This is a genomic window from Streptomyces sp. NBC_01717, assembly GCF_036248255.1.
Lineage (GTDB): Bacteria > Actinomycetota > Actinomycetes > Streptomycetales > Streptomycetaceae > Streptomyces.
In genome coordinates, this window is the sequence record NZ_CP109178.1 from 380573 (window position 1) to 392877 (window position 12305).

Here is a 12305-nt window from a genome sequence, read left to right on the forward strand (position 1 = left end):
CTCAGCACTGTGCTCTTCGAGTCGTCAAAGCGTCCGGGCCTCGGGCATGGCCGCACTCAACAGGATCAACATCCCCCCGCGCGTTGAAGTGATGCGGGGCAGCCGCTGACGGATGCTGGAAGTTGTCCGACTGGTGTGGCCAACCGTTCGTTGTGGCCGAAGTGGGGCACGAAGGACGATGAGCAACGGCGTTTGGGTGAAAGGTGCGTGTGTATGAGCATCATTGCGTGGATCCTGATCGGCCTGCTGGCCGGTGCGATCGCCAAGGCGTTGATGCCGGGTAGGGACCCGGGAGGCTGCCTGATCACGATGCTGATCGGCATCGCCGGCGGTCTTCTGGGCGGCTGGCTGGGCAAAGTCATCTTCGGCGTGCACTCGATCAAGGGCTTCTTCCATCTCTCCACCTGGATCGCCGCCGTAGTCGGATCCGTCATCGTTCTGGCCATCTACCGACTCATCGCAGGACGACGCACCCACTGAGGCGCCGGGCCGACGGCGTCGCCGCAGACCCCTGGACCGGCGCGGACGGCGTCGGCAGTTCCGGCACCAGCGGGACGCCTCGGACCACCGGATCGTCCAGCATGCGGTGATCGGCATCGCCCTCCTGCACAACCTCCGTCAACCCCTGTCGGCGTACGAGGTTCTCTCCCCAGATGTGTACGGGCGAACGTCCCCAGGTGTTAGGCCACTTGGTTCTCGCGCTCGCTGGAGTGTCATGACGGATGAGGGGATGCTGGAGCGGATCGCCACGCGACGTGCCGAGCTGGACCTGCTGGAAGAGGAGCTGGTCAAGCAGCTGGCCGATGTGCGGGTCGAGCGTGATGAGCTGGTGGTGGCCGGGCGGGTCGTGCAGCGGATCAGCGAGCAGGGCTTCGGGGAGTACCTGTCGCTCGCGCCGCCGGCGCCGGAGGTCCAGGTGGACGGCCGGTCGGTGCTGCTGATCCCGGCCCGCGCCGCCGGTATCGACCCCGACGTGCTGCCGCAGGACTATCAGCGGCTGGTGGCCATCGTGCGGGAGGCGGCCGGGCCGGTCACGGTCCGGGCCGCCGGCGAGGTGCTCGGTCTGCCGGTCGAGGCGCGGGGCAAGCTGGAGCCGCTGCGGGCGAAGCTGAACCGGCTGGCCGACCATTTCCATAAACTATGAATATAAAAATGCTATGCTTCGAGCATGAGTCGTCAAGACACCGCTCCTGGCGCGTCCGCCGCCATCGGGGCAGCCCTCTACGGCCTGGCCACCAGAGCCGCGAGACGCCTGCCCCGGGACATGAGCCTGACGTCCGCCGCCACCCTGGCCACCCTGGACCGGACCGGCCCGCGGCGCATCACCGATCTGGCCGCGGTCGAGGGCGTCACCCAGCCCGCGATGACCGCCCTGGTCCGGGTGATGGAGGAGTCCGGCCTGGTCGAGCGGCGGGGCGACGCGTCCGACAAGCGGGTCACGCTGGTGTGCCTGACCGAGGCCGGCGCCTCCTATGCCCGGACGCGGCGCCAGGCGGGCGTCCACGCGTTCGAGCGGTTGATCGGCGAGCTCACCGGCGACGAGGTCGAGGCGCTGGTAGCGGCCCTTCCGGCGCTGAAGCATCTGGCAGAGCTCGAAAGCCAGGACCGCGAAGGGCCGAAGCAGTGACCGGGCAGCCGGTCGGCGGGGTCGCGGTGAAGGCGTTCCCGGTGGCGCGTTCCGAGGCGCGGCTGCTGGTCCCCGCCCTGACGTTCATCGCTCTGGTCGTGGCGGCGGTCGCCAGCCTCGGGACGCCGCTCATCACCAGCGTGGCGACCTCGTTCCACGTCTCGCTCGGCAGCGCGCAGTGGACGCTGACCGTCGCGCTGCTCAGCGGCGCCGTCGCCACGCCGGTCCTGGGCCGGCTCGGAGCCGGCCCGCGCCGGCGGGCCACGATCCTCGCCACGCTGGCGGTCGTCGTCGCCGGCAGCGCGCTCACCGTGCTGCCGCTGCCGTTCGCGTGGCTGCTGGCCGGCAGGGCGGCCCAGGGCGTCGGGCTCGGGCTGACGGCGCTGATGATGGGCGTGGCCCGGGACCACCTCCCCGAGGAGCGCAGCGCGGCCGTGATCGCCCTGATCTCGGTGGTCTCGATCATCGGGGCCGGCGTCGGCTACCCGCTGGCCGCACTGCTCGCCGAGCTCGGCGGGGTACGGGCCGCCTACGGCCTCGGCCTGGTCGTCACCGCCGCCGCCCTCCTGACCGCGTGGCGCTCCATGCCCGAAGCCCCCGAAGGCCGCTCCGCCCACGTGGACGTGGCAGGCGCGGTCGTCCTGGCCGCTGCGCTGCTCCTGGTGCTGTTCCTCGCCGGCGAACGGAATCTATGGAGCCGGCACCTCGCCGTGGCGGCGGGACTCGCCGTCGTCGCGGTGGTGCTGCTCTGCGTCTGGGCCGTCATCGAGCTGCGCAGCACGACGCCCCTGGTCGATGTGCGGGCGGTGCGGCACCCGGCGGTCGCCGGGGCGAACCTCGCCATGTTCGTCGGCGGGATCGGCATGTACCTCCTGCTCACGCTCATCACCCGGTACGCGCAGACGCCGCACGGCGCCGGCTACGGCTTCGGGCTGACGACCTTCGTCGCCGGGCTGGTCCTCATCCCGTTCTCGGTGCTGGGGTTCGTCGCCGGCAAGCTCACGCCGCGGGTCCGGACGCGGATCGCCGACCCCCTGCTCCTGGCCGGCAGCGCCGTCGTGGTCGGCGGCGGGTTCGCCCTGTTCGCGGCGGCCCGGTCGGACCTGGCCGAACTGTTCGCGGCGATGGGCGTGCTCGGCTTCGGCGTCGGCGGCTTCTCGGCCGCGATGCCCGGCGTCATCCTGGCCGTCACCCCCAAGAGCGAGACGTCGAGCGCCATGAGCTTCAACTACGTCGTCCGCAGCGTCGGGTACTCCCTGGGCAGCGCCATCGGCGGCCTGATCCTCGCCGCGGGCTCCGGCCCCGGCCACCTCTTCCCCGACGACAGCGCCTACACCACCGCGGCGCTGGTCGGCATCGGCGCCATGGCGATCACGACGCTGACAAGCCTCGCTCTCGCCCGCCGACGCTCGTCCGAGACCAACCCGTAAGTCAGATGCACTCATCCCAACACTGGAGGTTCCATGCCCAAGGGCTACTGGGTCAGCGCCTACCGCACCATTTCAGACCCTGAGAAGCTGGCTGCTTACAACAAGCTGGCCGGTCCGGCCGTCGAGGCCGGGGGCGGTCGGATCCTCGCCCGTGGCAGTCGGGTCGTGGCGCATGACGCCGGAATCGCCGAGCGCACCGTCCTGATCGAGTTCGACAGCTTCGAGCAGGCCGTCGCGGCGCACGAGAGTGCGGCCTACCAGGAGGCGCTGGTCGCCCTCTCCGACGGCGTCGAGCGCGACTTCCGCATCGTCGAAGGCATCGACTGACCGAGGTCCAGTCGGATCTTCACTGAAGATCCACCATCTTGGTTTTCGCTGGTGCGGCTGCTGGTGTGGCGGGGTTCGTGGGTGCTCGTGCTGGTCGTGGGCGGCTGTCTTCGGTCTTGATCGTCTGTCAGCGGTCGAGTTCGAGGTTCGTCAGGACGAGCAGGGCGCGGAGCAGGTTGGTGGCGCGGGCGGGGCTCGTGCGGAGTTTGGTGAGGATGCGCCAGGTCTTCAGGTGCGCGAAGCCGTGCTCGACGGGGGCGCGGCCGGCGGCTTTCAGGTGCTCGACGATGTGGTCGTGGCGGGCGGCGGTGATGTCGTGGGTGCGCCCGGGCCTCGCGGCGGAGATCCAGATCAGGCGTCCGCGTTCGTCGGTGAGCGCGAGGAAGTGCAGGCCGTGGCGCTTGTGCTTCCCCGAATAGTTCTTGCGGTTGTCCTTGCCGGTGCGGCGGCGGGTGGGGATGAGGGTGCCGTCGATCAGCACGGCCTCCCCGCCGCGTCTGGCGGCCTTGGCCAGGGCGCGGTCCAGGCGCGGTGCCCCGGCTGTCGGCGTACGAGGTTCTCTCCCCAGATGTGTACGGGCGAACGTCGTCAGCTGTTAGGCCACTTGGTTCTCGCGCTCGATGGCCTGGAGACGGTTCTTGAGCCGGTAGCTCGGGCGATCTCCGACAGGCTCATTGCCCCGGACTCCAACAGCCCCCGAAATCGCCGTAGTTCCGACCAGCGACGCGGATCCAAGACCATCGCCGACCACCCCCTGCCGCAGCACACCGACTACGCAGCAGAGTGCCGACCAGCCCTCCTCAACGCATCAGGAAGTGGCCGCGTTCGCCCGTACGTGGGTGGGGACGTTCAGGTGTACGCCGACAACCCCGGCCGAGCAAGCCGGATCGGGCTCGAGCGGGAGCGCGACGCTATGGGAGTGATTCCCGCGGGGCGGTCGGGTCTCTGTCCACGCGCCGCCAGAGGGCCGGGGGCGCTTTCTCGCTAGTGTCCAGGACGCCGCGCCTTCACGGGTAAAGAGGCGACGCCCCAGCTCTTCGATTCAGCAGCAGGAAGGACCGTCCATGGCCGTGTGCGAGGTATGCCACAACGACTACGAGCTGGCGTTCGAGGTGCGTGTCGCGGGAGGGGCGGTCCACGTCTTCGACAGCATCGAGTGCGCCGCCCAGAAGATGGCACCGACGTGTGTCAACTGCCAGTGCCGCATCCTCGGCCACGGCATGCAGGCTGATGGACAGTTCTTCTGCTGCGCCCACTGCGCGCGTGAGAAGGGCTTGTCCCGGTCCCAGCTCGTGGATCACGCCTGAACCACTCGGCCGGCAAGGTCGAGGTGCCCTGCTCCCCACACCGGCCCAGGGCACGGGGCATCGAGCCTGGGTGATCCACACCGTAGCGATAAGGCACAGGCCGCCTTCCGCAGACTCGGACGCCAACGCGTGTCATCGCGAGCAGATGGGCGGCTACTACAGGGTCCTGCATCCCTGACCGGCCTCCTCGGTTTCGTTCATCAGCCGCCGGACGCCGCTGCCGGAGCCATGGGCGTCGCCACTTCGGTGAGGGCAGAGTTCAACTGCTGCTCTGCCACAGTGAGGGCCGCAGCCGGCGTGTGCGTGCCTGTGGAGACACACAGCGTGTAGGTGATGTCTTCCAGCCGGCGTCGCGTCTCGACCGATCCCTGTTCCGCGTGCAGGACCTGCAGCGTCTCGTACTGTTCGACAAGATCCCGCAGTATCGCGGGGTGGGCCAGCAGCACAACAGTCCTTCTCTCGGATATGTCTGTCCATTTTCTTCCCGCACGGGCGGGCCTCCCTGCGGTCTCTGACGGTCGGTTCAGTCGTCAGTGAGCATCCCGGTGCGGAGCTTGGTCAGGGTGCGGGCCAGGAGCCGGGATACGTGCATCTGGGAAACGCCCAGTTCCGCGCCTATCTGGGACTGGGTCATCTCCTGGCCGAAGCGCATCTCGACGATGTGGCGCTCCCGGTCGTCGAGCTCTTCCAGGAGCGGAGCCAGAGCATGGAGGTCTTCCACGAGGTCCATGGCGGGATCGCGGTCGCCGAGGATCTCGGCATAGGTGGGGCCGGCGGCGGGTCCGTCGTCGTTCCCGCCGGGGGTGTCGAGCGAGCCGGCCGTGTAGCCGTTGGACGCCACCAGGCCCTCGATGACCTCTTCGTCACTCAGGTCGAGGTACTCGGCCAGCTCGTGAACGCTGGGCTGACAGCCCAGCACTACGGCCAGCCGCTCTTTGGCCTTGGCCAGTTCCAAGCGGAGTTCCTGCAGACGGCGGGGGACATGGACGGCCCAGCTGGTGTCACGGAAGAACCGCTTGATCTCCCCGACGATGTAGGGGATGGCGAAGGAGGTGAATTCGACCTCACGTGACAGGTCGAAGCGGTCGATGGCCTTGATCAGGCCGACCGTGCCGACCTGAAGAATGTCCTCCATCTCGCCGCTGCCGCGGTTACGGAACCTGCGCGCGGCGAAGACGACCAAGCTCTGGTTCATCTCGATCAGAGTGTTGCGGGCGTACTGGTATTCGCGTGTGCCTTCTTCGAGGACCTGAAGCTGGTCCAAGAACAACTTGGACAAGGCCCGGGCATCCTTCGGCGCCACTTTGCCCGCGTCCTCGACCCACGGCAGGTCACCCACGATCCGCTCGCTGCGCGCCGACGATGTCGCCTGCTCCAGTGCTACGGACACTTCTTGGGCCTGGATGGATCTCGTCACGTCGCCACCAATCCTCGATTGACTGCCACACGTCACCTGCCCCGGAAGCCCGTGACAAACCCCCTCCCCGAACGACGCAGGGCGGTCCACCGCCGTCCACAGCCGGCCGCGGTCAGGCACCGAAGGCCGCCGAGCGCGCCCGGAAGTGCACGCTCCAAAACGAGTCAGAGATACGGGAGTTGAGCTCGAACCCCCAGGTGGTCCGGCGTTTCACGGTGCTTTCTCTCCTTGGTCCACCGGTCCATTTCGTGGGGACACCGCGAGGGAGAAGGAGTGCCCCGCGGGGTCGGAGTAGAGGCGTACGCCGCGTGGCCCACTGCTGTCCTTGGTCTCTATCGGCATTGCGCCGAGGCTCACCGCCTCGCGTTCCGCCTCATCCAAATCACCGAGCGCAACAAGTATCCGAAGATGCGCCTGCTGGGCGTCTTCCGGCCGCGGCCAGCTGGGAGGGGCGTAGCCGTGATCCCTACGGATCGCCAGGTGTACGCCTTTGTGGCCGACGAGTTCCACGAAATCAGGATCGCTCATCACCTGGATTTCCGCATCGAGCAGTGAGGCGTAGAACTCCGCAAGGGCTTCGGGTTCCGCGCAATCCAGAACGAGAAAGCTTGTCTTTGCAACAGTCATGTGATTTCTGGTACCCGCCGGCGCTCGGAACACACAGGGGACGACCAGTGTTCACAGCCGGCAGGCTCGGCCTGTCCCCGTTTCAGGACGCTCCCCCCAGCCGCACAGAAGGCCTCAAGCTGCACGGGCATGTGCTGCCGGGGTGCCGCGCGACCGGCTGCTCCCTGACGTCGTACGGGTCTGACAGCTCCCAGCAGCGGGGGCTGCGTGGCCAAACGGTTGGGATTCCCGTACCTGGCCGAGACACCGGACGATGATGTGACTCCTCCCCCTCGTGAACGAGGGGGCTTCTCGCTATGCCGGTACGGCTTCGCGACGGACCAGCCCGGCCCGTAGAACGTTCAGGGCGCCCACCGTGTCCGCGTGCGCGCTGTGGTCGCACGAGACGCAGTGGAACTTCTCCTGTGTGGGCCGGTTCTCCGCTGCGACGTGCCCGCATTCGGGGCAGGTCCGGGAGGTGTTGCGGGGGTCCACAGCGATCACGTCTCGTCCGGCACTTTCAGCCTTGGCGTGCAGGATCGTCAGGAACACCCCCCATCCGGCATCCGAGATCGAGTGGTTGAGTCCGGCCTTTGCGGCGGCCCTGTTGGGCAGGAAGCTGGTCGGGGTCGGGCCTCGGTGCGGGGGCCTTGACCATGTTGCGGATCTTAAGGTCTTCGTGCGCGATGAAGTCGTGTTCGCGGACCAGGCCCAACGCGGTCTTGTGTGCGTGATCGAGGCGCTGACGGCGGACCTTGCGGTGTAGGTCAGCAACCTTCTGGACGGCCTTCTTACGCCGGTTGCTGCGGCGCTTGCACCGAGCGAGCCCCTGCTGTGCTGCTTCGAGCTTCGCGGCGGCCTTCCGCCCGTGCCGGGGATTCTCGATGAACTCGCCGCCCGAGTCGGCAAGAAAGTTCGCTATGCCCATGTCGATGCCGACCACTGAGCCGGTCGCGGGAAGCGGCTTGGGCGCGGTCTGCTCGGCGGTCAGGATCACGTACCAGCGCTTGCCCTCACGCTTGAGGGACACGGTCTTAACCTTGCCGACCACCGGCCGGTGCTGGTTGACCTTGACGTGCCCGACACCTTGGAAGCGGACGCGGGTGACCGGGTCGTGCGGGGTGGAGTCCCAGCGGCAGCCGTCCCCGTCCTTGGGGAAGTCGACCGTGTCGAACCAGTTCACGCCACGAAAGCGCGGGTAGCCCGGCCTTGACGCGGCGGAAGAACGCGGCGAATGCCTTGTCGAGCCGGCGCAGCGTCGCCTGCTGGGAGGAGAAGGACCACCGGCCCTGCCGCTCCGGGTCGTGCGCCCGGATCTCCTTGAGCTGCGCGGACTGCATCGCGTACTTGATGCTCGTCTTCGACACGTGCCGGTAGGCGTCACGGCGCTCCTGCAAGGCACCGTTGTAGAGGGAGCAGTGATCGCGCACCATCTCGCCCAGTGCGATCGTCTGACCTACGGTGGGCCGCATAAGGAACTTATACGCACGAATCATCCGACCCACCCCCTTCCACGTCGGCTCGCTTGATCATACTACCCTTGGCGTATGTCACCACGCTGGAAGCCAAACCCCGATATCCGCACCGGACGCCACGTCACCTACGACCTCCACGCACACTTGGTGTTTGTCACCAAGTATCGGCGTGACGTTTTCGATGACGCCATGCTCAAACGGTGCGAGGAGATCATGCGAGAGGTCTGCGCCAGCTTCGAGACAGAGCTACGCGAGTTCCACGGCGAGGCGGATCACGTGCACCTGTTGGTGCACTACCCGCCAAAAGTCGCTCTGTCCAAACTGATCAACTCCCTCAAAGGCGTCAGCTCCCGGTACCTGCGGGCCGAGTACACCGGCCGCATCAACCGGATCCGCATGGGGTCAGTGTTCTGGTCCCGCTCCTACTTCGCAGGATCATGCGGCGGTGCACCGCTGACCGTGATCCGCCAGTACATCGAAGGCCAGAAGCGGCCTATCTGACCGTAACGACAGAGGCGGAGCGAACTCCGGCGCTTCGCGCCTCCGGGCTTAGGATGCGTTTCCCTCCCCGGCTGAAGCCGGGGATACCCACGCAAGAACAGGGATGGAAACGCACCCCGTACGCGTTCAACTGGGCAACGACAACGCCCTGTTCGGACGCATGAGGTCGGTCACTGGGCTCCAGCCAGGTGGAATACCAGCCGTTGAAGCCCCGTCTGTGGGTTCAGGGCGACCCATTCGCGGGTGTCGAACCAGACCTGCACACCGGGGCGATTGTCTGGAAGAGGCAGAAAAATGCGGGGCGGCTCCAGATCTGAATGTCTGGAGCCGCCCCGCATTACCGGGCGAGGACTGCATCTCTACCAGCGGTACCAGCGGCCACGACGACCACCGGCTCCGACGGAACGCATGGCAAATCCGAGCAGCCAGACAGCCAGCACGATTACGGCGACGATCCACAAGGCCTTCAGTGCGAAGCCGGCACCGAAGAGAAGCAGGGCGAGCAGGAGAACGAGAAGCAGGGGAACCATAGTTATCAACCTCCAGAACATCGTGTGCCCTGGCACGACCCGGCCATGCATCCAATCTTTATGTGTTTCTTATTCATCGATATGGGCATGCGGTACTGTCCCCCGCGCCTCACACACCTCGAACGAAAGACAGACAACGGGCCGCATCCGCTGTCCCTCGCGCCCCGCTCCACTACGAGGCGACGGTCGCCCACCTGCCGTGCGGCACCGCCGAGGAACTCACCCGCTTCGTCGCGAGGCCCGGATCACTTTGCCCACAGCGATCGTCAACTCACCTATGGGCCACTGGCGATGGCGATGGCGATGGCGATGAAGCGTTCGAGTTCGCCGGGGATGTCGGGGCCGGTGAGCTGGTAGACGATTTCGGTGATGCCGTCTCGTGCGTAGACGCTGAGCTGCTCGCGGATACGGTGAGGGGTTCCGGTGACGGTGGTGGAGGTGATTGCCTGCCAGCTTCCCGCGTTCCAGGCAGCGGAGTCGGCCACGTTGAGGTCGGTGAGGTGCTGGTCGTGTACGGCGAGGTGTCGCTGGGTGCGGGGGTGGGCGGTGATGGCGTCCAGCCAGGTTTGGCCGCCGGGCAGGGCGGTGGGGTCGCCGCCGAATTCGTAGGCGGCGTGGTAGGCCAGAGCACTGCCGGGCCCGGCGGCGGCGCGGACGCGCGGGGAGTCGAGTGGTTCGTCCTCTCCCAGGACGGTGCCGTGGATGCCCAGGGCGGCCCAGGTGAATTCGTGGGCGTGAGCGGTTTCGCCGTTGACGCTGAACAGGCCGTCAGCGATCTCGTGGGTGACGGCGAGACCTTTGGGGCCAAGGGCGGATACCAGCACCGGCATATCGACGGGTCGCTGCGGCGCGTTCGTGCCGGGATGCATCATGCGCATGGGGGCGCCGTCCCATTCCACAGTGTCACCGCGCAGCAGACCGCGTAGCGTCCGGACGTAGGCGCTGAGGTACGACCAGGTTGCCGGGGGTGCGCGTGCCATTGAACCCGGTACCGAAGGCGAGGGCCACTCGGCCGGGTGCGAGAGCGGCGAGGGTTGCGGCGCCGGAGGCGTTGACCATCGGATGGCGCAGCGTCGGGACGAGGACACCGGGCGCCAGGCCGATGCGGTGGGTGCGTTGGGCGGCCAGCGCAAGCATCGCCCAGACGTCTGGGCTCTGGGCGGGGGTGTCGTGGAGCCAGGCGCGACAGTAGCCCAGCTGCTCAGCGACGGCGATGTGTTCGGGAGAGTGCAGCGATGTGGCGAACTGGCAGGACACGTCCAATGGTCAGGCTCCTTGGAGAGGAGAAATGGGTCTGTCTGATGCTCTACGCTGGCATGTGATCACCACGGACCTCGTGAACTGAACAACACTGTCGGATGCGCCGTAGGATTATTAGATTTGCGCTCTGCCACCGTCGACGAACAATTCGATTCCGGTGACGAAGCTGGAGTCGTCCGAGGCCAGAAAGAGCGCCGCCTTGGCGATTTCGTCGGGCTCCCCCATGCGGCCCATTGGAATGGTGGACGCAATCCGCGCGATGGCGTCCTGAGGTTGCGTCGCCACAAGTGGCGTTTCGACCGGGCCAGGGCTGAGGACATTGGACCGGATACGGCGGTCCTTCAGCTCCACCGTCCATCCTCGAACGAAGTTCCGGATCGCGGCCTTGCTCGCGCCGTAGACCGAGAACGCAGGGGTTCCCTTGACGCTCGCAACGGAGCCCGTGAGGATGATGGACGCGCCATCATTCAATAGCGGCAGGGCCTTTTGTACCGTGAACAGCGCCCCCTTCACGTTGATGTTGAAAACTTTGTCGAAGTGCTCCTCCGTGACATCTTCCAGTGAAGCGAACTCGGCTAGACCAGCATTGGCGAAAACGACATCGATTCGCCCCTTGGTCTTTACGGTCTCGTAGAGACGGTCAAGGTCGGCCAGCTCGGTCACGTCACCCTGAATGCCGGATACGTTGACGCCGATTTCCTTCACGCCTTCATCGAGTTCTTTCTGCCGGCGACCCGTGATGAAGACATAGGCACCCTCTCTGGCGAAGAGCTTCGCTGTGGCCAGCCCGATCCCCGTGGTGCCGCCGGTAATGACCGCTACTTTTCCCTGCAACTTACCCATGGTCACTGCTCCCGATAGTGGCAAACACGGTAGGCCGGGCCCGGATTCATCTCGGAGGCCGCTAACAGCCTAGTTCGGACAGATCAGGTCGACCCGATATATCCACGCCCAATGGCGGATTGAATCGCGACACACCTGGTCACGGCATGAGCGCCGGGATCGTTGGCTTGCTGCGTCCACCGGAGGTGGACAACAAGCACCTGGACGCGTTACGCAGCGGTTCGTGAGCGCGCCGAATTGGAACCGCTCGCTGCGAAGCATGCCGACGCTGCGCTTGGCACTGCTCCCGTTGCCGATGTCCCTGCCAGAGGCGTAAGTGCATCGGCCACCACGGCGCGCAGGCAGGTCCTGCGAGCAGCTCGGCGCGGGCTGCGTGACCGGTCCCGGACCCCAGCAGGCGCCACGGACCCATCGATGGCCCGTCGCCGAACTCGCCGGAGTCAACTATTGCTGCACGGTACACGTTTGTGCATAATAGGCTTATGAATAAGCGCGTTATGGATATCGATGCCCCGGTCGAGAGCTTGATGATCGCCGTGGAGCAGGTGGTTCGCTACGTGCGCCAGAACGCCATCACGGGTGGTCTGAGCACGGCGGCCTCTTCCGCGCTGGCCCGGCTGGGCCGCGAGGGCGCGCACCGTCTGACCGAACTGGCGCGGGCCGAAGGCGTCTCCCAGCCGAACATGACCCAGCTGGTCACCCGCATGGAGCGCGCGCGCCTCGTACGTCGCGTCGCCGACCGCCACGACGGCCGGGCCGTTCTGGTGGAAGCCACAGGCACCGGGCTGGAAGTCTTCCGGCAGCGACGCGCCGAACGCGCTCAAGCCCTCGACCGGCTCGTCGAGGAGCTCACCGATCCGGAGCAGCAGGCCGTGAGGATCGCGCTGCCCGCCCTGGCACGCGCCATCCAGGACAGCCAGGCCCGCTCCTGACCCGCCCGCAAGCCTGTCCGCTCTCCCCCATCACCTCTTCCTCGACCCTT

The 12305-nt window shown here is 66.8% G+C and carries 16 protein-coding genes and 1 pseudogene; 8 read left to right on the plus strand and 9 right to left on the minus strand.

The genetic code is table 11. The annotated features are described in order from the left end of the window. The first annotated feature begins 213 nt into the window (after positions 1 to 213). The 5 genes from OHB49_RS01745 to OHB49_RS01765 all read left to right on the plus strand — a co-directional run bounded on the left by OHB49_RS01745 (position 214) and on the right by OHB49_RS01765 (position 3384). Positions 214 to 480, plus strand: a complete 267-nt coding sequence (locus OHB49_RS01745; protein WP_329157295.1) for a GlsB/YeaQ/YmgE family stress response membrane protein — start codon at positions 214 to 216, stop codon at positions 478 to 480. A 250-nt stretch (positions 481 to 730) separates the two neighbouring features. Beyond that, positions 731 to 1144: a hypothetical protein gene (locus OHB49_RS01750; protein WP_329157296.1), complete on the plus strand. Its 414-nt coding sequence runs from the start codon at positions 731 to 733 to the stop codon at positions 1142 to 1144. A 120-nt stretch (positions 1145 to 1264) separates the two neighbouring features. After that, complete coding sequence (locus OHB49_RS01755) at positions 1265 to 1627, plus strand: MarR family winged helix-turn-helix transcriptional regulator (protein ID WP_100599479.1); 363 nt, start codon at positions 1265 to 1267, stop codon at positions 1625 to 1627. Further along, the gene (locus OHB49_RS01760) at positions 1624 to 3057 is read left to right on the plus strand and encodes an MFS transporter (RefSeq protein WP_329157297.1); all 1434 of its coding nucleotides are present in this window, start codon (positions 1624 to 1626) and stop codon (positions 3055 to 3057) included. Before OHB49_RS01755 ends, OHB49_RS01760 begins: the two co-directional genes overlap by 4 nt. Before the next feature lie 33 nt (positions 3058 to 3090). Then, positions 3091 to 3384, plus strand: a complete 294-nt coding sequence (locus OHB49_RS01765; RefSeq protein WP_059130497.1) for a DUF1330 domain-containing protein — start codon at positions 3091 to 3093, stop codon at positions 3382 to 3384. Positions 3385 to 3511: 127 nt separating this feature from the next. Here the strand turns inward: OHB49_RS01765 and OHB49_RS01770 are convergent, their stop codons facing one another. Then, the gene (locus OHB49_RS01770; RefSeq protein ID WP_329157304.1) at positions 3512 to 3865 is read right to left on the minus strand and encodes a transposase family protein; all 354 of its coding nucleotides are present in this window, start codon (positions 3863 to 3865) and stop codon (positions 3512 to 3514) included. A gap of 583 nt (positions 3866 to 4448) precedes the next feature. Here OHB49_RS01770 and OHB49_RS01775 point away from each other — a divergent pair. Further along, a complete protein-coding gene (locus tag OHB49_RS01775) occupies positions 4449 to 4691 on the plus strand; it encodes a hypothetical protein (RefSeq protein ID WP_329157306.1) in 243 nt (80 codons plus the stop codon). 200 nt (positions 4692 to 4891) lie between these two features. On the opposite strand, the gene OHB49_RS01780 is transcribed toward OHB49_RS01775, so the two are convergent. From OHB49_RS01780 to OHB49_RS01795, 4 genes and pseudogenes are all read right to left on the minus strand, one after another. After that, positions 4892 to 5137 carry a DUF5133 domain-containing protein gene (locus tag OHB49_RS01780; RefSeq protein ID WP_329157308.1) on the minus strand — a complete coding sequence of 82 codons (246 nt, stop codon included), beginning with the start codon at positions 5135 to 5137 and terminating at the stop codon, positions 4892 to 4894. Positions 5138 to 5214: 77 nt separating this feature from the next. After that, complete coding sequence (locus OHB49_RS01785; RefSeq protein ID WP_329166315.1) at positions 5215 to 6081, minus strand: RNA polymerase sigma factor SigF; 867 nt, start codon at positions 6079 to 6081, stop codon at positions 5215 to 5217. 237 nt (positions 6082 to 6318) lie between these two features. Beyond that, positions 6319 to 6735: a VOC family protein gene (locus tag OHB49_RS01790; RefSeq protein WP_329157309.1), complete on the minus strand. Its 417-nt coding sequence runs from the start codon at positions 6733 to 6735 to the stop codon at positions 6319 to 6321. Positions 6736 to 7029: 294 nt separating this feature from the next. Further along, positions 7030 to 8210, minus strand: a pseudogene (locus tag OHB49_RS01795) (RNA-guided endonuclease InsQ/TnpB family protein). 51 nt (positions 8211 to 8261) lie between these two features. On the opposite strand from OHB49_RS01795, the gene tnpA reads away from it, so the two are divergent. Beyond that, the gene (gene tnpA, locus OHB49_RS01800) at positions 8262 to 8690 is read left to right on the plus strand and encodes an IS200/IS605 family transposase (RefSeq protein WP_329157311.1); all 429 of its coding nucleotides are present in this window, start codon (positions 8262 to 8264) and stop codon (positions 8688 to 8690) included. A 359-nt stretch (positions 8691 to 9049) separates the two neighbouring features. Here tnpA and OHB49_RS01805 read toward each other — a convergent pair whose 3' ends face one another. The 4 genes from OHB49_RS01805 to OHB49_RS01820 form a co-directional block, all read right to left on the minus strand. Then, a complete protein-coding gene (locus tag OHB49_RS01805) occupies positions 9050 to 9220 on the minus strand; it encodes a hypothetical protein (protein ID WP_030932556.1) in 171 nt (56 codons plus the stop codon). Positions 9221 to 9495: 275 nt separating this feature from the next. After that, the gene (locus OHB49_RS01810; protein ID WP_329157313.1) at positions 9496 to 10200 is read right to left on the minus strand and encodes an LLM class flavin-dependent oxidoreductase; all 705 of its coding nucleotides are present in this window, start codon (positions 10198 to 10200) and stop codon (positions 9496 to 9498) included. Further along, positions 10124 to 10477 carry an LLM class flavin-dependent oxidoreductase gene (locus OHB49_RS01815; RefSeq protein ID WP_329166316.1) on the minus strand — a complete coding sequence of 118 codons (354 nt, stop codon included), beginning with the start codon at positions 10475 to 10477 and terminating at the stop codon, positions 10124 to 10126. Before OHB49_RS01815 ends, OHB49_RS01810 begins: the two co-directional genes overlap by 77 nt. A gap of 117 nt (positions 10478 to 10594) precedes the next feature. Next, positions 10595 to 11323 carry a glucose 1-dehydrogenase gene (locus tag OHB49_RS01820; RefSeq protein WP_329157315.1) on the minus strand — a complete coding sequence of 243 codons (729 nt, stop codon included), beginning with the start codon at positions 11321 to 11323 and terminating at the stop codon, positions 10595 to 10597. A gap of 482 nt (positions 11324 to 11805) precedes the next feature. On the opposite strand from OHB49_RS01820, the gene OHB49_RS01825 reads away from it, so the two are divergent. After that, the gene (locus tag OHB49_RS01825; RefSeq protein WP_329157317.1) at positions 11806 to 12255 is read left to right on the plus strand and encodes a MarR family winged helix-turn-helix transcriptional regulator; all 450 of its coding nucleotides are present in this window, start codon (positions 11806 to 11808) and stop codon (positions 12253 to 12255) included. Positions 12256 to 12305 lie beyond the last annotated feature (50 nt).